The sequence below is a fragment of the Parahoeflea alexandrii genome (assembly GCF_027214025.1).
Classification (GTDB): Bacteria; Pseudomonadota; Alphaproteobacteria; order Rhizobiales; family Rhizobiaceae; genus Hoeflea; species Hoeflea alexandrii_A.
The window spans coordinates 499278-518357 of record NZ_JAPWHB010000002.1; the positions used below are offsets into that span (position 1 = coordinate 499278).

At 63.5% G+C, this 19080-nt stretch carries 21 protein-coding genes; 4 read left to right on the forward strand and 17 right to left on the reverse strand.

What is annotated here, in order from left to right; genetic code table 11:
• Position 1 precedes the first annotated feature (1 nt).
• From phnK to phnG, 5 genes are read right to left on the reverse strand one after another with little or no spacing between them, the layout of a single operon-like run.
• The gene (gene phnK, locus O4H62_RS08565) at positions 2-826 is read right to left on the reverse strand and encodes a phosphonate C-P lyase system protein PhnK (protein WP_269387026.1); all 825 of its coding nucleotides are present in this window, start codon (positions 824-826) and stop codon (positions 2-4) included.
• Entirely contained in the window at positions 823-1743 is a 921-nt protein-coding gene (locus O4H62_RS08570) for an alpha-D-ribose 1-methylphosphonate 5-phosphate C-P-lyase PhnJ (RefSeq protein ID WP_269387028.1), read from the reverse strand. Before O4H62_RS08570 ends, phnK begins: the two co-directional genes overlap by 4 nt.
• On the reverse strand, positions 1740-2867 hold the full coding sequence (locus O4H62_RS08575) for a carbon-phosphorus lyase complex subunit PhnI (RefSeq protein WP_269387030.1): 1128 nt from the start codon (positions 2865-2867) through the stop codon (positions 1740-1742). Before O4H62_RS08575 ends, O4H62_RS08570 begins: the two co-directional genes overlap by 4 nt.
• Before the next feature lie 3 nt (positions 2868-2870).
• Positions 2871-3491 carry a phosphonate C-P lyase system protein PhnH gene (gene phnH, locus O4H62_RS08580; protein ID WP_269387032.1) on the reverse strand — a complete coding sequence of 207 codons (621 nt, stop codon included), beginning with the start codon at positions 3489-3491 and terminating at the stop codon, positions 2871-2873.
• Positions 3491-3985, reverse strand: a complete 495-nt coding sequence (gene phnG / locus O4H62_RS08585; RefSeq protein ID WP_269387034.1) for a phosphonate C-P lyase system protein PhnG — start codon at positions 3983-3985, stop codon at positions 3491-3493. Before phnG ends, phnH begins: the two co-directional genes overlap by 1 nt.
• 102 nt (positions 3986-4087) lie before the next feature.
• Between phnG and phnF the strand changes: the two genes are divergently transcribed.
• The 4 genes from phnF (at position 4088) to O4H62_RS08605 (ending at position 7688) form a co-directional block, all read left to right on the forward strand.
• Positions 4088-4834: a phosphonate metabolism transcriptional regulator PhnF gene (gene phnF / locus O4H62_RS08590; protein ID WP_269387035.1), complete on the forward strand. Its 747-nt coding sequence runs from the start codon at positions 4088-4090 to the stop codon at positions 4832-4834.
• Positions 4835-4934: 100 nt separating this feature from the next.
• On the forward strand, positions 4935-5750 hold the full coding sequence (locus tag O4H62_RS08595; protein ID WP_269387037.1) for a UDP-2,3-diacylglucosamine diphosphatase: 816 nt from the start codon (positions 4935-4937) through the stop codon (positions 5748-5750).
• A 37-nt stretch (positions 5751-5787) separates the two neighbouring features.
• On the forward strand, positions 5788-7032 hold the full coding sequence (locus tag O4H62_RS08600) for a DUF3419 family protein (protein WP_269387038.1): 1245 nt from the start codon (positions 5788-5790) through the stop codon (positions 7030-7032).
• Positions 7029-7688, forward strand: a complete 660-nt coding sequence (locus tag O4H62_RS08605) for a class I SAM-dependent methyltransferase (protein ID WP_269387039.1) — start codon at positions 7029-7031, stop codon at positions 7686-7688. The genes O4H62_RS08600 and O4H62_RS08605 overlap by 4 nt, the downstream gene beginning before the upstream one ends.
• 3 nt (positions 7689-7691) lie before the next feature.
• Here O4H62_RS08605 and modC read toward each other — a convergent pair whose 3' ends face one another.
• From modC to soxY, 12 genes are all read right to left on the reverse strand, one after another.
• A complete protein-coding gene (modC, locus tag O4H62_RS08610; protein WP_269387041.1) occupies positions 7692-8780 on the reverse strand; it encodes a molybdenum ABC transporter ATP-binding protein in 1089 nt (362 codons plus the stop codon).
• On the reverse strand, positions 8777-9499 hold the full coding sequence (gene modB, locus O4H62_RS08615; RefSeq protein WP_269387042.1) for a molybdate ABC transporter permease subunit: 723 nt from the start codon (positions 9497-9499) through the stop codon (positions 8777-8779). The genes modC and modB overlap by 4 nt, the downstream gene beginning before the upstream one ends.
• Positions 9500-9503: 4 nt before the next feature.
• Positions 9504-10286, reverse strand: a complete 783-nt coding sequence (gene modA / locus O4H62_RS08620; protein ID WP_269387043.1) for a molybdate ABC transporter substrate-binding protein — start codon at positions 10284-10286, stop codon at positions 9504-9506.
• 68 nt (positions 10287-10354) lie between these two features.
• The gene (locus tag O4H62_RS08625) at positions 10355-10711 is read right to left on the reverse strand and encodes a winged helix-turn-helix domain-containing protein (protein WP_269387044.1); all 357 of its coding nucleotides are present in this window, start codon (positions 10709-10711) and stop codon (positions 10355-10357) included.
• Positions 10712-10876: 165 nt separating this feature from the next.
• Positions 10877-12151: an NAD(P)/FAD-dependent oxidoreductase gene (locus O4H62_RS08630; RefSeq protein WP_269387045.1), complete on the reverse strand. Its 1275-nt coding sequence runs from the start codon at positions 12149-12151 to the stop codon at positions 10877-10879.
• A gap of 28 nt (positions 12152-12179) precedes the next feature.
• The gene (locus tag O4H62_RS08635; RefSeq protein WP_269387046.1) at positions 12180-12872 is read right to left on the reverse strand and encodes a c-type cytochrome; all 693 of its coding nucleotides are present in this window, start codon (positions 12870-12872) and stop codon (positions 12180-12182) included.
• Between the two features lie 89 nt (positions 12873-12961).
• Positions 12962-14071 (reverse strand): c-type cytochrome, encoded by a 1110-nt coding sequence (locus tag O4H62_RS08640; RefSeq protein ID WP_269387048.1) that lies wholly within the window; start codon positions 14069-14071, stop codon positions 12962-12964.
• Positions 14055-15338 (reverse strand): sulfite dehydrogenase, encoded by a 1284-nt coding sequence (gene soxC, locus O4H62_RS08645; RefSeq protein WP_269387050.1) that lies wholly within the window; start codon positions 15336-15338, stop codon positions 14055-14057. The genes O4H62_RS08640 and soxC overlap by 17 nt, the downstream gene beginning before the upstream one ends.
• A 93-nt stretch (positions 15339-15431) precedes the next feature.
• A complete protein-coding gene (gene soxB / locus O4H62_RS08650) occupies positions 15432-17132 on the reverse strand; it encodes a thiosulfohydrolase SoxB (RefSeq protein WP_269387052.1) in 1701 nt (566 codons plus the stop codon).
• Between the two features lie 229 nt (positions 17133-17361).
• Positions 17362-18210, reverse strand: coding sequence for a sulfur oxidation c-type cytochrome SoxA (soxA, locus tag O4H62_RS08655; protein ID WP_430538397.1), 849 nt, complete (start codon positions 18208-18210; stop codon positions 17362-17364).
• A gap of 66 nt (positions 18211-18276) precedes the next feature.
• Positions 18277-18600 carry a thiosulfate oxidation carrier complex protein SoxZ gene (soxZ, locus tag O4H62_RS08660; RefSeq protein ID WP_269387053.1) on the reverse strand — a complete coding sequence of 108 codons (324 nt, stop codon included), beginning with the start codon at positions 18598-18600 and terminating at the stop codon, positions 18277-18279.
• 21 nt (positions 18601-18621) lie between these two features.
• Entirely contained in the window at positions 18622-19077 is a 456-nt protein-coding gene (gene soxY / locus O4H62_RS08665; RefSeq protein ID WP_269387054.1) for a thiosulfate oxidation carrier protein SoxY, read from the reverse strand.
• Positions 19078-19080 lie beyond the last annotated feature (3 nt).

Sequence of the window (19080 nt, forward strand, 5' to 3'; positions counted from 1 at the left end):
CCTAGACCTGCAGGATGGAGGAAACGAGAAGCTGCGTGTAGGGCGCGCGCGGATCGTCGAGCACCCGGTCGGTCAGGCCGGCCTCGATCACCCTGCCCTCCTTCATCACGATCATCCTGTCCGACAGCAGCCGGGCGACGGCGAGATCGTGGGTGACGACGATGACGGCGAGGCCGAGATCGGAGACCAGCCCGCGCAACAGATCGAGCAGCCGCGCCTGCACCGAGACGTCAAGTCCGCCGGTGGGTTCGTCCATGAACACCAGCCGTGGTTCGGTCACCAGGTTGCGGGCGATCTGCAGCCGCTGCCGCATGCCGCCCGAGAAGGTCCGGGGCTGATCGTCGACCCGGTCTTCATCGATCTCCACCCGCGACAGCCATTCGATCGCGGTGTTGCGGATATTGCCGTAATGCCGGTTGCCCACCGCCATCAGCCGTTCGCCGACATTGGCGCCGGCCGAGACGGTCATCCGCAATCCGTCGATCGGGTTCTGGTGCACGAAGCCCCAGTCGGTGCGCATCAGGTAGCGGCGCTCGGCTTCCGCCATCTTGTAGAAGTCGGCGCTTGCGCCATCGCGCATGCGGTAGTGAACAGTGCCGCAGGTTGGCGTCAGCCGCGACGAAATGCAGTTGAGCAGCGTCGTCTTGCCGGAACCGGATTCGCCGACGATCGCCAGCACCTCGCCCGGCCAGAGATCGAAACTCACATCGGCACAGCCGATGCGCTTGCCGTAGACCCGGGTCAGGCCCTCGACGCTGAGCAATGGCTTGACCGGCGCCGGAATGCCGGCTGCGGCAAGTGCTTCAAGTGTATCGGAATGGCTCATCGCGTTGCCTCCTTGCCGGTACTTGCGTCATCGCCCAGTAGAGCGCCGCGGTGGCCTTCGGCCTGGCGGCTTTCGCAGTGATGGGTGTCCGAGCAGACGAACATCCGCCCGCCCTTGTCGTCGAGCACCACCTCGTCGAGATAGACCTGCTCTGCGCCGCACATGGCGCAAGGCTGATCGAAATGCTGGATCTCGAACGGATGGTCCTCGAAGTCGAGGCTGACCACCTCGGTGTGCGGCGGGATGGCGTAGATCCGTTTTTCCCGGCCGGCACCGAACAGCTGCAGCGCCTCGGACTGGTGCATCTTCGGATTGTCGAATTTCGGCGTCGGAGACGGATCCATCACGTAGCGTCCCTCGACCTTGACCGGATACGCATAGGTTGTGGCGATGTGGCCGTTGCGGGCGATGTCCTCGTAGAGCTTGACATGCATGAGGCCGTATTCCTCGAGCGCATGCATCTTGCGGGTCTCGGTCTCGCGCGGCTCGAGGAAGCGCAGAGGCTCCGGGATCGGCACCTGGTAGACCAGCACCTGACCCGCAGTCAGCGGCGTTTCCGGAATGCGGTGGCGGGTCTGGATGATCGTCGCATCCGGCGTCGCGGTTGTGGTCGCCACTCCGGCCGTCTTGGCGAAGAAGGCACGGATCGAGACCGCGTTGGTGGTGTCGTCCGCACCCTGGTCGATCACCTTGAGCACATCCTCGGATCCGATGATCGCCGCCGTTACCTGCACGCCGCCAGTCCCCCAACCATAGGGCATCGGCATTTCGCGGGAAGCGAACGGCACCTGGTATCCCGGCACCGCGATCCCCTTGAGGATTGCCCGGCGGATCATCCGCTTGGTCTGCTCGTCAAGATAGGCGAAATTGTAGGTGGCGAGGTTCTGCGAAACCTCGTTTGTTACAGGCGCGTTCATTCCGCGGCCTCCCTATTTGCGTCTGTCGCGGATGCTTCGTCCTCTGCCCGTGCGGCGTTGGCAAAATGCTCGGCCCGCATCCGCCGCACCAGGTCGAGTTCGGCCTGGAAGTCGACGTAATGCGGCAGCTTGAGATGCTCGACAAAGCCCGTCGCCTGCACATTGTCGCAATGCGACAGCACGAATTCCTCGTCCTGGGCGGGGGCAACGATGTCCTCGCCGAGTTCGCTCGCCCTGAGCGCCCGGTCGCACAGCGACATCGCCATCGCCTTGCGCTCGGCCTGGCCAAACACCAGGCCATAGCCACGAGTGAACTGCGGCGGCACCTTGGCCGATCCCTGGAACTGGTTGACCATCTGGCATTCGGTCAGCTTCACCCGCCCGATCACCACCGTGAAGCCGAGTTCGGGGATCATCACATCGACATCGACCTCGCCGATGCGGATTTCACCGACAAACGGGTGGCTGCGCGCATAGCCGCGCTGGGTCGAATAGGCGAGTGCGAGCAGGAACCCTTCGTCACCGCGCGCCAGCGTCTGCAGCCGTGCATCGCGGCCCATCGGATATTCGGTCGGGGTGCGCGTGATATCGGCAACGGGCCGCGAGGCGTCGGTCACCGGATCGTCCTCGATCAGCCCTTCGTCCCCGAGAATGTCGGAGACACGCATCACCCGTTCGTTGCTGTCCTCTCCCGTCTCGGGCGCATCGACGGGTGCGTCGCCGGCCAGCGCAGGATCGAGCAGCCGATGAGTGTAATCGAAGGTCGGCCCCAGCAACTGGCCGCCGGGCAGATCCTTGTAGATCGCCGAGATCCGCCGCTCGACCAGCATCCGGCCAGTGTCCATTGGAAGCGAATGGCCAAACCTCGGCAGCGTGGTCCGGTAGGCGCGGAGCAGGAACACCGCCTCGATCAGGTCGCCGCGGGCCTGCTTGACCGCAAGTGCTGCCAGTTCCGGATCGTAGAGCGAGCCCTCGCCCATCACCCGGTCGACGGCAAGCGACAATTGCCCGGCGATCTGCTCGAGCGTCAGGCCCGGTACATTGGCGTCGCCGCGGCGGCGCGCCGCGAGCAGGCGGTGGGCGTTGGCGATGGCGGCTTCGCCGCCCTTGACTGCAACATACATCGTCTACGCCTCCCTGCTGACAAGACGGGTGCTGCGCGGCAATGCTGCCACACAGCCCGGAGCGGCGAGGATCAAATCGACGCCGCGCGGAAACGCCGCCCGGTTGGCCCGCCACTGGTTTTCGAAATGCTGCGGCAACGGATCCGGCGCGACCCGGGCCTGCCCCTTGATCCCGGGACCTTCCAGCGTCAGCGGGGCGCCATCCGAAAGTGTCGAGACCTGCAGGATGATCGTCGTCGAGCGGTCCGGAAACTCCTGGGTGCCGAGCGAGAAGCCGTTCAGCGCCGAGAGGTTCTGCGGCGCAGCCACCAGCGCAAAGGCGGCATCGGACGGGTTGCTCACCACCGGCGCGCCGGTGTGAAAGACGATCCAGTCCTTGACGGCGGAGACCTTGGTCAGCGCCGCATCGAGCCAGACCGGCGTGTCGGCATCGGCAAGCGTTGCGATCAGCGCCGAGGCCGAGGCCGACAATGGCGCCGGAGGCACGGTCACATCCGACAGCGCCTGCACCGAGCCCGGCCGCGCCATGGCGTCCATCAGCGCCCGGAAGACCGTCTGCGACGCCCACACCGGATCGGCAAAACCGCCTTCGTAGACAGTGTTTGTTTGCGGGATGGCAGTCATCAGTCTTCGCCTCGCACCATGGTGAAAAAATTGACCCGTGTGGCCGCGGTTTCCCGGCGGACTTTTGCGTCGGCCTCGTCGCCAAGCTGTTCGAGCGGCGCAACGATCTCGCGCTCGACCAGATCGGCATGGGCGGGATCCTGCGCCAGCGCGTCGATAACGGCGACCAGTTGCGCCTTACGGGTGTCGCGGCCGCTGATCATGGCGTGCCCCACCTGCCCCGACCCGATCCGGACGGTCACGCGGGTGGCCGAGACCTCGCCGACATGGAAAGGTTGGCCGGTGCCGCCGGCGCGCCCCTGAAGCGCGACGAGCCCCGATTCCGGCCCGCGCAGCAGTTCGACTTCGGGATCGAGACCGGTCTGCTTCCAGCACTTCAAGAGCTCATTGCCCGGCGCCCTGGCAAGCACCGACAATAGCCTCTGCCGCCTGGCGACTTCCCGGACGGTCGCGTCGTCCGTCGTTCCATCCAGCTCATTTCCTGCGAGCGCCATCGAGATCTCCTTATTTGTCTATTTATCTAGACAACCATATCAATTACGATACACTTAAACCGCTCATGTGACGAGCCTGTGACATTACGAAAGGAAACCCGGGTGAAAGCACTGCAACGACGGACCGGGATTGCGCTCTGGCGGCAGGTTGCAGACCAGATCCGTCAGACCGTTCTCCCCGGACTGGCGGCCAACGACCGGCTGCCGGCGGAGGCGGAACTGGCGATCCGCTTCGGGGTCAACCGGCACACCGTCCGCTCGGCAATCGCCGCACTCGAGAAGGAAGGCATCCTGCGCGCCGAGCAGGGCCGCGGCACCTTTCTCAATGACCGCAGGCGCCTGCGCTACCCGATCGGCCGCCGCACCCGCTTTTCCTCGGGCCTCGAGGATCAGGCCCGGACCCGGTCCGGAAGGCTGCTGTCAAGCGAGACCATGCCCGCCCCGCCCCATGTCGCCGCCGCCCTGTCGCTGCCCGCCGGAGCACCGGTCATTCAGCTCTCGACGCTCTCCACCGCCGACGCGGTTCCGATCTCCGCAGCAACCTCCTGGTTTGACGCCGGTCGGTTCTCCAAGATCGCGGAACTCTATGCAGAGACCGGCTCGATCACCGCCTCGCTGGCGCGCCTCGGGGTCGACGACTACACCCGCAAGACCACCGCAGTTGAAGCCCGCCATGCCAGCAGCGAGGATCTCGATCTGCTCGCGCTCTCGCCCGGCGCCATCGTGCTGCTGACCCGCGGGATAGACATCGATTCGGACGGCCGGCCGGTGCTTTACGGCGAGTCGCGCTTTGCCGCCGACCGCGTCGAGCTCATCATCGACAACCAGGCCGCCGAAACTCCGGTCTGATCCACCCCAACCCCGCGCCAAATGGACCGTCACAAAACTGAGAACTGAATCGTGTTTAAGCCTGCCAGCAGAACGATAGCTCCAAGTTCAGGCGGGCCCCGTGACCACAAATTACCGGACCATTTTCCTTTCCGACATTCATCTGGGCACGCCCGATTGCCAGGCAGAGATCCTGATCGATTTCCTGCGCGAGCATGATGCCCCGACCATCTATCTGGTGGGCGACATCGTCGATTGCTGGCGCATGAAGCGCAAGGGTTTCTACTGGCCGCAATCCCACAATGACGTGGTCCAGAAGCTGCTTCGCAAGGCCCGAAAGGGCACCCGCATCATCTACGTCCCGGGCAATCATGACGAAATGCTGCGCGAATACCAGGGCGTTCATTTCGGCGGCATCGAGGTGGTCGAGCGCGACGTGTTCGAGACCGCCGACGGCAAGCGCCTGCTGGTCATCCATGGCGACGAGTTCGACATGGTGGTGATGAACCACCGCTGGCTGGCGCATCTCGGCGACATCGCCTATGGCCTGGCGATGTGGGCTAACAAGTGGCACAACCGCAGCCGCAAGCTCTTGGGCCTGCGCTACTGGTCGTTCTCGCGCTGGGCCAAGCTGAAGGTCAAGAGCGCGGTCAATTTCATCTCCGATTTCGAGGAAGTGTTGGCCGAGGAAGCCCGCAAGCACGGCGCCGACGGTGTCATCTGCGGCCACATCCACCACGCCGCCAACGAGATGCGCGGCGGCGTCCGCTACATCAACACCGGCGACTGGGTGGAAAGCTGCACGGCCGTGGTCGAACATTCCGATGGCCGCATGGAGATCATCGACTGGTCACGCCGCATTTCCGAAAAGGCCGGGCAGCCGGCGAAAATCAGACAGCTCAAGCCGTCCGTTGACGCACAGGGCGAAGCGGCATGACCGCCCTCGCCACCTTCTCTCCCCCGGAGTCCTGAAAATGACCATGATCGAATCCACCGCAGTCGGCGCCCGCATCGACGGCGCGGTCGTCCGCAACACGGCACTCACCGCCACCGGCATCCTCGAGCGGGTGTTCTCCGCCGCCTTCCGCGGACTGGTCTATCCGCAGATCTGGGAAGACCCGCTGATCGACATGGAAGCGCTGGCGCTTCAGCCCACAGACACGTTGGTCACCATCGCGTCGGGATCCTGCAACGTCATGTCCTACCTGACCGCCAACCCGGCCGAGATCATCGCCGTCGACCTGTCGCCCGCCCATGTTGCCCTTGGCAAGCTCAAGCTCGCCGCGGCCACGCACTTGCCCGGCCACACGGCGTTCTCCAACATGTTCCGCCACGCCAATTTGAAGACCAATCTGGCGCTCTACGATCGCTACATCCAGCCGCATCTTGATGACGAGACCCGTCGCTACTGGGACGGACGGGAAATCAACGGCCGCCGCCGGATCAGCCGCTTCACCCGCGGCTTCTACACCACCGGCCTGCTCGGCCGTTTCATCTCGGCCGCCCATGTTCTGGGCAAGCTCTACGGCGTCGACCCGCGCGAACTTCTGCGCATGGAGAGCGTCGAAAAGCAGCGCGAGTTCTTCAACACCCGCATCGCCCCGGTGTTCGACAGCCGCAGCTTCAAGACCCTGACCTCGCTGCGCGCCTCGCTGTTCGGCCTCGGCATTCCGCCCGCCCAGTATGAAGCTCTCGCCGGCGATTCGACCGACGGCATGACCGGCGCCCTGCGCATCCGCACCGAGCGCCTCGCCTGCGGCTTTCCGCTCAAGGACAACTACTTCGCCTGGCAGGCTTTCGGACGCGGCTACCAGCCGGGTGAGACAGCCAGCCTACCACCCTACCTCGAAGCGAAGAACTTCGAGACCGTGCGCCGCAATGCCGGCCGCGTGAACATCGTCAACGAGAGCATCACCACCCTGCTCGCCGCCCGGCCCGCCGCCTCGGTCGACGCCTTCGTGCTGCTTGACGCCCAGGACTGGATGACCGACGCCCAGCTCTGCGAACTCTGGGCCGAGATCACCCGCACCGCCAGACCCGGCGCGCGCGTCATCTACCGCACCGCCGCGGCGGCCTCCCCGCTGCCCGGCCGGGTGCCCGACGGCATTCTCGACAAATGGGATTACCGCATCGACGAAAGCCGGGAGATGGGCGCGCGTGACCGCTCGGCCATCTATGGCGGCTTCCATCTGCATGTGAAGCGCGACCAGGCAGCATGAGCACGGTCTCCGCCAACGCCTCGATGATGGACGGCATCTATCGCCACCAGCGCCATATCTACGATCTCACCCGCCGCTACTACCTGCTCGGCCGCAATGACCTGATCGCAGCCCTGAAACCTCCGGCCGGCGGCACGGTGCTGGAGATCGGCTGCGGCACCGCGCGCAACCTGCTGCTGGCGGCCCGTCGCTACCCCGATGCGCAGCTGTTCGGCATCGATATCTCGGCGGAAATGCTCAAGTCCGCCGAAGCCACCATCGCGAAGAACCGGATCGGCGACCGCGTCAGGCTGGCCCAGGCCGACGCCACCCGGTTCGATGCCGGCGACCTGTTCGGAGTGGCCCGATTTGACCGGGTGTTCTTTTCCTACAGCCTGTCGATGATCCCCGGCTGGGAAGCGGCACTTTACCAGGCCATCGAGGCGGTGGCGCCAGGCGGCGAGCTTCACGTCGTCGATTTCGGCCAGCAGACCGCCCTGCCCGGCTGGTTCGGCAAGGGCCTGAAGGCCTGGCTCGCCCGCTTCCACGTCACCCCAAGGGCAAGCCTTGGCGACGCCATGGCCGCAATTGCCGAGGACCACCACGCCGAACTGAGCTTCTCGACACTCTACCGGGATTATGCCCGGATCGCCGCCATCCGGCTGCCTGCGGACTGATCCTCAGCCGGCTCCGCCAACCTCCGACTGAGCCACGGCGACCGACTTGAGCACTGCGAAACAGGCTGCTCCCGGCGCGAGCTCCAGTGCCAGCGCGGACCGCCGGGTGATCCGTGCCAGTAACAGGTCGTCCCCGGCCCTGAGCTGAATGATTGCCCCCGGCCCTTCGCCGAGCCGCACCGCCATCACCGTCGCCGGCAATATGTTGAGCGCCGACAGGCCTTCGGGCCGGGTTCGCGACAGGATCACGTCCTGCGCCAGGATACGGATCGACAGACGCGCCCCGAGCGACGCGTCGACATGCGGCAGGAACAGCGGCCCCGCCGATGCCTCGAGCCGTGTCAGGCCATCCTCTGCCTGCGCGGCCACGATAGCCTGCAACGAAGCGCCGGCGGCGCGAATTCCAAGCGCCGGAACGTTTTCCGGATCCGACAGCACCTCGTGGGCCGGGCCGGACCGGATCACCTGCCCCTTGTCCATCAGCACCAGCGTCGTCGCCAGCCGCGCCACTTCCGCCATCGAGTGGCTGACGTAGAGAATTGGAATGTCGGTTTCGCCCCTGAGCCGCTCGAGATAGGGCAGGATCTCGGCCTTGCGCTCTTCGTCGAGTGCGGCGAGCGGTTCGTCCATCAGCAACAGCCGCGGATTTGCCAGCAGCGCCCGGCCGATCGCCACACGCTGTTTCTCGCCGCCGGACAATCCGCCCGGCCTGCGCTCGAGCAGCCCGTCGATGCCGAGCATGCCGACAACGTGATCGAAACTCTCTCCGGGGCTGCGCGGCGCGAACCAGCGGCCATAATTGAGGTTTTGCCGTACACTCAGATGCGGGAACAGCCGCCCCTCCTGGAACACGTAGCCCAGCCGGCGCCGATGCACCGGCACGGAGATCCGGCGCTCAGCATCGAACAGTACTGTCTCGCCAAGCTGAATGCGGCCCGCATCCGGCCTGATCAGGCCGGCGACGGCGTTGATCACCGAGGTCTTGCCCGACCCCGAGCGGCCGGACAGGGCGGTGACGCCGGCCGGCGCCTGGAACGCCACGTCGAGGGAGAAATCGCCGAAGCGATGGGCGAAGCGGACGGTGAGACTCATGATCCGGCAATCCTGCGCGCCACGGCCCTGCCGATCCATTCGGAAAGCAACAGCGCCAGCAGCGCGATCGCCACCGCGATCAGCACCAGCCGCGCCGCCTGGGCATCGCCGCCCGGAACCTGCAGGAAACTGTAGATCGCCGAGGGCAGCGTCTGCGTCTGGCCCGGGATATTGGAAACGAAGGTGATGGTGGCGCCGAACTCGCCCATCGCCTTGGCAAACGCCAGGATCGCCCCGGCGATCACGCCCGGCAGGATCAGCGGCAGGGTGACTGTGGCGAACACCCAGGCCCGCGACGCGCCGAGCGTGGAGGCAGCCTGCTCCAGCTTCGGATCGACCGCCTCGATGGCGAGCCGGATCGCCCGCACCATCAGCGGAAACGCCATCACTGCAGCCGCCAGTGCGGCTCCGGTCCAGCGGAATGCCAGCACGATCCCGAGATACTGGTCGAGCAGCCCGCCCACGAAACCCTTGCGCCCGAAGGTCATGAGCAGGATGTAACCGGTCACCACCGGAGGCAGGATCAGCGGCAGATGCACCAGGCCGTTCAGCGCCTGCTTGCCCCAGAACTCGTAGCGCGCCAGCACATATGCCACAGCAACGCCGAACGGCAGGCTGACCAGCGTCGCCCAGACCGAAACTTTGAGCGACAGGGCCACTGCGCGCCATTCGTCCGGCGTAAGGGTGAAAGTCAGGCCTCCCGGCAATCCATCCAGCATCCGGCTACTTCTTCAAGACTTGGAATCCCTGGCCTTCGAAGGCCGCCCGAGCCTTAGCACCGGAGAGATAGATCAGGAAAGCCTCTGCATCCGGCTTGCCGGTTTCCGCCATCACTGCGGCGGGGTAGATGATGGCCGGATGGCTGCCGGCGGGAAAGGTGCCGACAACGCTCACGCCCGGCTCGGCTGCCGCATCGGTGGCATAGACAATGCCCAGGGGCGCTTCGCCTGCCGCCACCAGCGCCAGCGCCGCGCGCACATTGTCGGCCTGTGCGACCTTCGGCTCGACCGCATCCCAGACCCCGAGACTGGTCAGCGCCGCCTTGCCGTAAACCCCCGCAGGCACCGAATCCACCAGCGCCATCGCCAGCCTGTTCTCGCCCAGCATGCCGGCAAGATCGAAACCCGGCGCGATCTGCACCGGAGCCGCACCGGCGCCATGAGCCACAAGCACAATGCTGTTGCCCAAGAGATCGACGCGCGTCTCCGGCTTGATCAGGCCGTCCTGCTGCAGCGTATCCATCCAGTTGACGGCCGCCGAGATGAACAGGTCGGCGGGTGCGCCGCCCTGGATTTGCCGGGCCAGCGCCGAGCTGCCCGCATAGGAGACGACGGCGGTGTTGCCGGTCTCCGCGTTCCAGGCGGTGACGACCTCATCGAGCGCGGTCTTCATGCTGGCCGCGGCAAAAATGGTGATGTCCCCGGCCAACGCCGCGGCAGGAACAGCAAGCGCGGCAGTGAACGAAACAGCTGCGGCAAGCGCAAGGCGGCGGGTGATGGCAAACATGCGGTCGGTCTCCGGTGATCGTTATGTTTGACAAAACATATCACTGGATTTCGCGCAATTTGCAACCGTTATTTCTGAGCGGGAATATCGCTGAGCATCGCAGACAAGGTGGCAATCTGTGGCGCGCCGCGCTCAAGAACCATGGCTTCAAGGCTGCGGAACTCCGCCAGCACGGCTTCTCCGGCATCGGTCAGGCTGGCGCCGCCGCCTTTCTGTCCGCCGCGGCTGCTCTCCACCAGCGGCGAAACGAACGCGGCGTTCATGTCCTCCACCAGCATCCAGGCCCGTTTGTAGCTCATCTTCATGCGCCGGCCTGCAGCCGAGATCGAGCCCTCCTCGGCAATGCCTTGCAGGAGATCGGCCTTGCCGGGCCCCAGGATCAGGCCATTGTCAAAGGTCAGCCGCAGCCGCAGTTTGGGCGCCATAGCATCATCCTCCCTGGCTCGCCCGAAACATGACGACAAACGCCCGGCAAGACAAGGTCCAAGGCCCCGCTGGCCAGGACGCAAATGCCGGAAGCAGGAGTCCCCGCTTCCGGCCCCGCTTCAGGCGTTGTCGTGTTCACCGCGAATGACTGCGTGACCCGGACCCTAGCCGAACATGTCGGCGGTGATGCCGGCATACCAGCCGACCGACTCTTCAAAGTTGGCCTTACGCAGCGCATCCTCCTCGTTCATCTGGCTGATGAAACCTTGCGTCGAGGCAATCTTGCCGTCGCCGGGCGCGTATTGAGCCCCGACCTTGATGCTGTCGTCGGTGTCGATCAGGCTCCAGCAGGTGTTGGCGAATTTCGCCGGGAACACCTTCGAGCCCACAAGATCCGCGCGGACATTCATCGCCGCGACCTTGGCCTGGCTATTGGCAGAGAAGCCCGATTTCGGCATGTCGCCTGCGATGCAGGCATCCCCGATGACGAAAATCGCCTCATCCATTGTCGAACGCATGCTTGTGGGATCGATCGGGCAGAATCCGCTGTCGTTGGTCAGACCGGCGGCGGAGGCGATGGCGCCGGCCTTCTGCGCCGGGATCACGTTCATGAAAGCGCCCTTGAAGGTATCGAGCCCGGTCTCCACCGTGCCGGCCTTGACATCGATGCTCTCTATGCCGCCATGCACGTCCGGCCCGTACCACTCGATCATGCCCGGATAGTGCTTTTCCCAGCCTTCCTGGAACACGCCCTGCTTGGAGAATTTCGGCTTCGGGTCGAGGATGATGATCTTCGCATCCGTTAGCCCCTTGGACTTGAGCACATGCGCCATCATCGAAGCCCGCTCATAGGGGCCGGGCGGGCAGCGGTAGGGATTGGGCGGCGCCACCATCAGGATCTGCTGCCCGTTCTCGATCGCATCGACACCGGCCTTGAGGATTTTGGTCTGCTCTCCCGCCTTCCAGGCATGCGGCGCTGTCTGGGACAGTTCCTCCGAGTATCCTTCCACCGAATCCCAGATCAGATCGATGCCTGGCGACACCACCAGCCGGTCGTAGGGGATCGTCGATCCGTCCGCCATCGTCACCGTCTTGGCCGCGCGGTCGACGCCAGTAGCCCGTCCGGTCACCTTGGTGATGCCGTAGCTCGATTGCAGCGTGTCGTAGCTGTGGGTGATCGATTCGAAGCTGCGAAACCCGCCGACGTAAAGGTTCGAAAAGAAGCAGGTGGTGAACATCTCCGAATCGTCGATCAGCGTCACGTTGATGGCGCCGTCGGAATCCTTGGCGATGTAGCGTGCAGCCGTGGCGCCGCCGGCACCGCCGCCGATGACGACAACGCGCGGCTTGTCCTGCGCGCGCAGATAGGTCGGAAGCGTTAGCGCTGCGGCACTCGCGCCTGTGAAAAGTCCGAATTGGCGTCTTGTCAGGCCTGCCATGATATCCTCCCGGGTTGCAGGTTTCTCTCTATTGCGGATCCAGCGAACTGAAATAGGCCGCCAGCGCCGCAATTTCCTCGTTCGAGAGGTTCGCGACGCGCAATTTCATCACATCGTTTGAGCGCACATTGGTGACGTACTCGAACAGTGAAGTAACGAAATAATCTTTTGGCAATCCGACAATGGACGGAATGCCATCCGCATGGCCGCTGGCCTGGTGACAGGTCACGCATTCGCCGGCCAGATATTCGCCGTACTCCGGGTCACCTTCCATCTGCAGCACGATGTCGGCAAAACCGCTGACCGGTCCCGAAGCCGAAACTTGCTCGGGGACGGGATCTGCGGCGGGCGCTTGTCGGGTGGCCGCTTCAAGCCACGATATCAGCGCCCGCCGGTCATCCTCATCCGGCATGCCGCGAAACGACATCCGGTTGCCCTTGATGAAATCGCGCGGTCTTTCGAGATACTGGCTGAGCGCATCCGCATCCCAGACAAGACCCGCCTCACCCGCAGCGCGCATGCTCTCGGAGTAACGAAAATCCTCAAGGCTGCCAGCCTTGCGCCCGAACAGTCCGTCCAGATGCGGCCCCACCCGGTGCTTCGCGCCCGCACCGATCTCGTGGCAGGTCGCACACGGCTTGAACAGCGCTTCCGCCTCGTCCGCCCGCGCCGGACCGGAGAATCCGGATACGGTCAGAATGCCAATAAAAATGGCAGGCACCAGACTGCACACCATTCCAATGTGCGCGGGGTGCCTGCCAGTTCCATCCATACTAGCTCTCCTCAAGGGCGTTTTTCAGCGCTCGGGTGTCAATCGATTCCGCCTCCGGAATTCTCATCGCCCTCGCCCTCTGGCGTCACGTCGATGACCTGGGCACGGGCGGTGATTTTCACCGGGCCCGGCTTGCACTCGGACATGCAGGGCTCGATGCCCTTGGCGTAATGCGGCTCGCTCGCCCGGTCATCCGGAATGAAGTTGGCTTCATTCGGCAAATGTACCGAGGCGAAGTTGTCCTTCGACAGTTCGAACTCCTCGTCATCCACGATATCGTTGAGATACATCAGATAGGCCGTGAGCGCATAGACATCGTCGTCGGAGAGCGAACGGGCATTGCCGAACGGCATCGCTCGGCGAACGTAATCGAACACGGTCGACAGATATGGCCAGTACGAACCGATCGTCTTTTCCGGACGGTCGTTGCGCAAGGTGTCCTGCCCTCCGGCAAGCACCGGCCAGCGTCCTGCGCCCTCACCGAAATCGCCATGACAGACGGCGCAGTTTTCCACGAAGATCGGTTCGCCCTCTGCCACCGTGCCACGGCCTTCCGGCAGGCCGGTTCCATCCGGACGGACATCGATGTCCCAGGCCGCGATTTCATCGGGCATAGCCTTGCGGCCCAACCCGAATGCGCCCTGGCTTTTCTCGACAGCCATCTCCGCAGCCGGAGCAGCTTCGACGGCGGCGCCCGCGTCGGCGGTTTCGACCGGGGTTTTGCCAGTCTCAACAGCCGCCGGAGCCGCCGCCGTCTCCTGGGAGAAGGTTTTCAGATAAGCCAGCACATTGGCGATATCATCGTCTTTCTTGAGACCGGCAAAGGCCATCTTGGTGCCTTTGATCATGTCCTTCGGTTTGGCCAGATAGGTGCTCAGCGTCTCTGCGTCCCAGACCAGGCCACCCTGACCGGCCTCGCTCATGGCATTGGAGTACTTGTACCCCTCAGCCGATCCTGCCGTGCGGCCGAACACGTCATTGAGCTCCGGTCCCACCTTGTGCTTGGCGCCATCGCCTACGGCGTGGCAGGCCGCGCATTTCTTGAACACTTTCTGGCCGGCGTCAGCGTCGCCATCGGCAAGCGATGGGCTGGCAAAAGCTGTGAGCGCCAGAACAGCGAGAGCTGCAGACTTAGGAAACTTCAACATTTTCAACCACCCCGTCGTTGTTGACGTGCCATGTCTGGATGCCATTGTTGTGATAGATCGAATTCTCGCCACGCGCCGCGCGCAGCTCGTTCTTGGTCGGCTGGACCAGTCCCTGATCGTCAATGGCGCGGGACTGCAGCAAAAGCTCCGACCCGTCCCAGTTAATATCGAGGTAGAACCGGTGCAGCGCCTTGGGCAGGCTTGGGCCGTCAAGCCGCGCGGTCTGCCAGGTGCGGCCACCGTCGAGCGTGACATCAACGCGCTTGATCGTGCCGTTTCCGGACCAGGCCAGGCCGGTGATCACCAGCGGCCCCTTGCCATGGGTCACCGGTGCCTGCGGGCTCGGGCTGGTGATGACCGATTTCACGTCCATCACCCAAGTATGGCGCCGCGCCTTACCATTGGCGAGAAGATCGGTGTATTTGGAGGTTTCCTCGCGCTGAGCCCAGGGCTCGTCGCCCACTTCCAGCCGGCGCAGCCATTTAACCCACATGTTGCCTTCCCAGCCGGGAACGCAGAGCCTGAGCGGATAGCCCTGTTCGGGACGCAACGCTTCGCCGTTCATCTTGAACGCGACAAGGCAGTCGTCGAGCGCTTTCTCCATCGGGATCGAACGCGTCATCGCCGAGGCGTCGGCGCCTTCGGCCAGGAGCCATTTGCCGTTGGTCTTCACCCCTGCCTCTTCCAGCAGATAGCGCAGCGGCACCCCGGTATAGACCACGCAATGGATCATGCCGTGGGTGAACTGGCAGCCGTTGAGCTGCGAGCCGCGCCACTCCATACCGCCATTGGCGGCGCATTCGAGGAAGTACACCCGGTTTTCGCGCGGGAACCGTTTCAGGTCCTCCATAGTGAACACCAGCGGCGTGTCGACCAGGCCGTTGATCATCAGCCGGTGATCGGCCGGATTGATGATCGCCGTGCCGCCGTGATGCCGTTCGAAACACAGGCCGTTGGGCGTGATGATGCCGTCAAGCTCGTGCAGCGGCGTGAAATTGATCGACGATACCGGGTCCGCGGTCAGCCACGGCACATTGCGGCGCACGACATTGGCCTCGAACTCGGACGGCTTGCCGTAGGGCGCCACGTCGACGCCTTCTCCGAGATAACGGTTCCAGTCCTGGATTTCGGTGATCAGCGGATCGCCTGCTGCCCGCGCCACGCCGGCGCTGGCTGCAACCGCGGCTCCGCCCAGCAGGCCGGCCTTGAGAAAATCGCGCCGTGACGCTGCCTGTTTCGTCCGTTTCGGGTCGGTGATATCTACCATGAAAACCTCCCGCTGCGCATATCCAGCATTTGCATTGTCGTCTCCGTCTTCATAGCCGTGGCTGGGAAACCCGGCTTTCGGTTCAAATCGGCGTTACTGGATCACCCGGACGGCAGCAGCCTCCGGATCCAGCGAAACCACCGATTTCTTGGTGATGTAGTTTTCCATCAGATCGTAGATTGCCGGGCCCTCGACCCCTTGGTTCACGGACGCCCAGCCACCGACCACATAGGTCTTGTCGGCCTCCAGCAGTTCGCCGCTTCCGGTCAGCCGCATATCCGAAATCCGGCTGCCCATTTCGGCCTCGGGCGTACAGGCGTAGCTGAACCCGCCCACCCGCACCATGTCGCCGCCCTGCTGCAGGAAGGGATCCTTGTTGAACAGGTTGTCGCAGACATCTTCCATGATGTCCTTGATCTGCGCTCCGGTGAACTCCAGCCGGTAGACCGCCGGGTAGCTCATAGAGGTTTCGGTGTAGAGGTCGTCGATGGTGATGTCCGAGCCCGGAAGCAGCGTCGTGCCCCAGCGGAAACCGGGCGACAGCGCAATCTGGGTGTCGCGTTCTTCCATGATGCCCTGGCAGATCAGGTCATCCCAGGTTCCGTTGAAATTGCCGCGCCGGTAAAGCAGGCTGTCGGTGCGGCCGATGACACGCTGTGTCTCGGCCTCATAGGGCGCGCGCACCTCGTCGATCTTGGCGGCCATCTCCGGATCCGGGGTAATGATGTCAGCAAAGACCGGAATCAGGTTGGAGCTGTAGCCCGTCACCTTGCCGTCCTTGACCTCGAGATCGATGCGGCCGAGATACTTGCCGTGCGAGCCAGACGACATCAGCAGCGTGCCGTCGACTTCCAGCGCAAACGGTGTCGCGTCGTGGGTGTGGCCGGTGACGATCACGTCCAGTCCGCTGACGGTCGAGGCGATCTTGCGGTCGACATCGAAGCCGTTGTGGGACAGCATCACCACCACTTCCGCGCCTTCTTCGCGCGCCGCGTCGACATTGGCCTGCAGCACCTCGGGACGGATGCCGAACGACCACTTCGGGAACATCCAGCTCGGATTGGCGATCGGCGTGTACGGCATCGCCTGGCCAATCACAGCCACCTTGACGCCGCCGCGCTCGAAATAGGCGGTGGGCTCGAAGGCCGGCTCATCCCATTCCGCGTCGAAAATATTGGATGCCAGAAACGGATAGCCCATGGCCTCGATCAGCTCGAGGAAGCGCTCCTCGCCGAAGGTGAACTCCCAATGTCCTGTCATTGCGTCGGGCTTGAGCAGCTTCATGCACTCGACCATGTCCATACCGTTGGTCTTCAGCGATGTATAGGAGCCCTGCCAGGTGTCGCCGCCGTCAAGGAACAGCACCTTGTCGTCACCGCGATCGGCGCGGATCGCCTTGACCAGCGTTGCCGTGCGGTCCAGCCCGCCGAGCTTGCCATAGGTCCGCGCCAGGTCGACATAATCGACCATCGTGTGGGCATAGGCATAGGGGCTGCCTTTCTCGATCTTGAAGTAATCGAGGAATTCCTGCGCAACCAGGTGCGGCGGAACGCCGGCATAGGCGCCGACACCGATATTGGTGTCCGGCGGACGGAAGTAGACCGGCTTGAGCTGGGCATGGCAGTCGGTGAAATGCAGCAGCGTCACCTGCCCCTTGGAGTCGAACTTCAGCAGATCATCCTGTGTCAGCTTCTGCTGCGCCAGCGCACGTGTCGGATTTGCACCCAACCCGGCGGCGCCAAGCACAAAGCCGGCGTTCAGGGCATATTGCAGAAAATCTCGCCTGGTATGCATCCCATTCTCCATTCGGGCGAAAAACGGACAAGCGATCTCGCTCCAGCAAATGCCAGAATCCGTATTTTCATTTAATTTCAAACCGTTAACGCAAAGCTCTTCAAGTCATGCCGATCTGAAGAACGGTAATCGCGTAATGCTCCAGCGAAACCGCTGGCTATGCGGGTCCTGTAGGACGCGCCGGGTTCTGAGGCCGGAGGCGCCGAGACGCCCCCGGTAAATTCAAAGCCTACTGGCGAACCGACGGGGTTTCGACCGAAAGGCCGGTACCGCGCCATGTCACATAGGTTTCCAGCGCCATCAACTCGTCCGAGAACGCCTTGGGCTGTTCTGCCCGCGTATCGCGGATACAGCCGCGGAAACGCTGATGCAGCGATGTCAGACCGCTCTTCAGACGGTAGGTCGGGAAGCCATTGACCTGTCCCTGGCTGAGATGGTCAGCCCGGATGAACTTGCCCATGGCCTTCTCATGGCAGCTTGCGCAGGCAAGGTTCAACTGACCCATGCGGGTGTAGTAGACGTCCTTGCCCTTTTCCCACCAGGCCTGCATGTCGCCCTGCGTCAGGTCGATTTCGACCGGCATGCCGAGCGACTGGTACTTGATGTAGGACGTCAGCTCCTGCTGGCCGCCCTTGTTGAAGGCGAGCGCTTCCGCGCCCATCTGCTCGGTGCGGCACTTGTTGATCTGCAGCTCGACATTGATCGGCTTCTTTGAATCCGCATCCCATTTCGGGAAGCTGGCTCCGATGCCCTTCATGCTTTCTGCAGCATCGCCATGGCAGCTCGCGCAGGATTTGCCGGCGGTGCCCTCAACCTTGTTCCACAGCACTTCGCCGTCTTCGACAGCGATCATGCCAGGGTTTTCGATCGAATCGCGCTCCGCGTCACGGGTTTCCGCTTCACGGAAAAGCCAGCCCGAATACACCTCGTCGAACGGGTGCCCCTCAGGCGCCTTTGCGCGGGTTACAATCGGCGTACCGTCGATTTCGAGCGTGTCATCGACCGGGTCGGCCATGACCGGACCTGACCCAGCGAATGCGGCCGCCATAACGACACCGGCAATCAAAAGTCTTTTCATAACGTTCTCCGTCCTCCCGGGAACTCCCGATGCGGGAACCTCCCCCGCCCGGGCTCCCTCCCAAAGTTACTTGACTTCGATCGGCGCCTCGGCCTCGTAGACCGAACCGTTGTCATCGAGCCAGGTGAACTTGAATGTCCCGCTGGCCGGCACCTTTGCGTTGAACTCGAAATAGGGATTGGCGGAAATCGCCGGATCCAGATCGCACTCGAACACCTTCTGCCCCTCGAAGGTGCAGGTGAACTTGTTGATGATCTGACGCGGAATGGGATTACCATCCTTGTCCTTGCGCTGACCCGATTCCATCTCGTGGCTGATCAGGGTCTTGATGGTGATCACCTCACCGGCCGAAGCCGACTTGGGCACCTTGATGCGTGGTTTTGATGCCATTTTCGTAAATCCTGTCCTGCCTCAGCCGCCGCAGCCGCCGATGGTTACCTTGACCTGTTTCTTGTCCATGAAGACCGAACCGTCTTTCATCTTCGCAACCGCGATGACGTTCTGGGTCTTGGCAAGGCGGATACGGGTCGTTGCGAGTGCTTCACCGCTCATTTCGGTGAAATGGAACGTGGCAACTGCCGGGCTCGGGTTTCCATCGGCAAAAATGATGACCGATTCCACCAGATCGTCGCCTTCCATGGCGCTTTCTACGCTGACCGACACCGGCACGGTGTTGCCGTTCTCGGCAATCTCCGGCGTGTTCAGCGAGACCTTGCCTTCGCCCGGCTTTGCACCGCCGGTGAATTCCATGATCATCTTTTCGGCGTCTTCCGCCGAGGCCAGAGCCGGAGTCATCCGGGCACCGGCGACCGCGAATGCAGCCGCACCCGCCGTCAGTCCTAAGACATTGCGTCTTGTTAGTTTCATTGG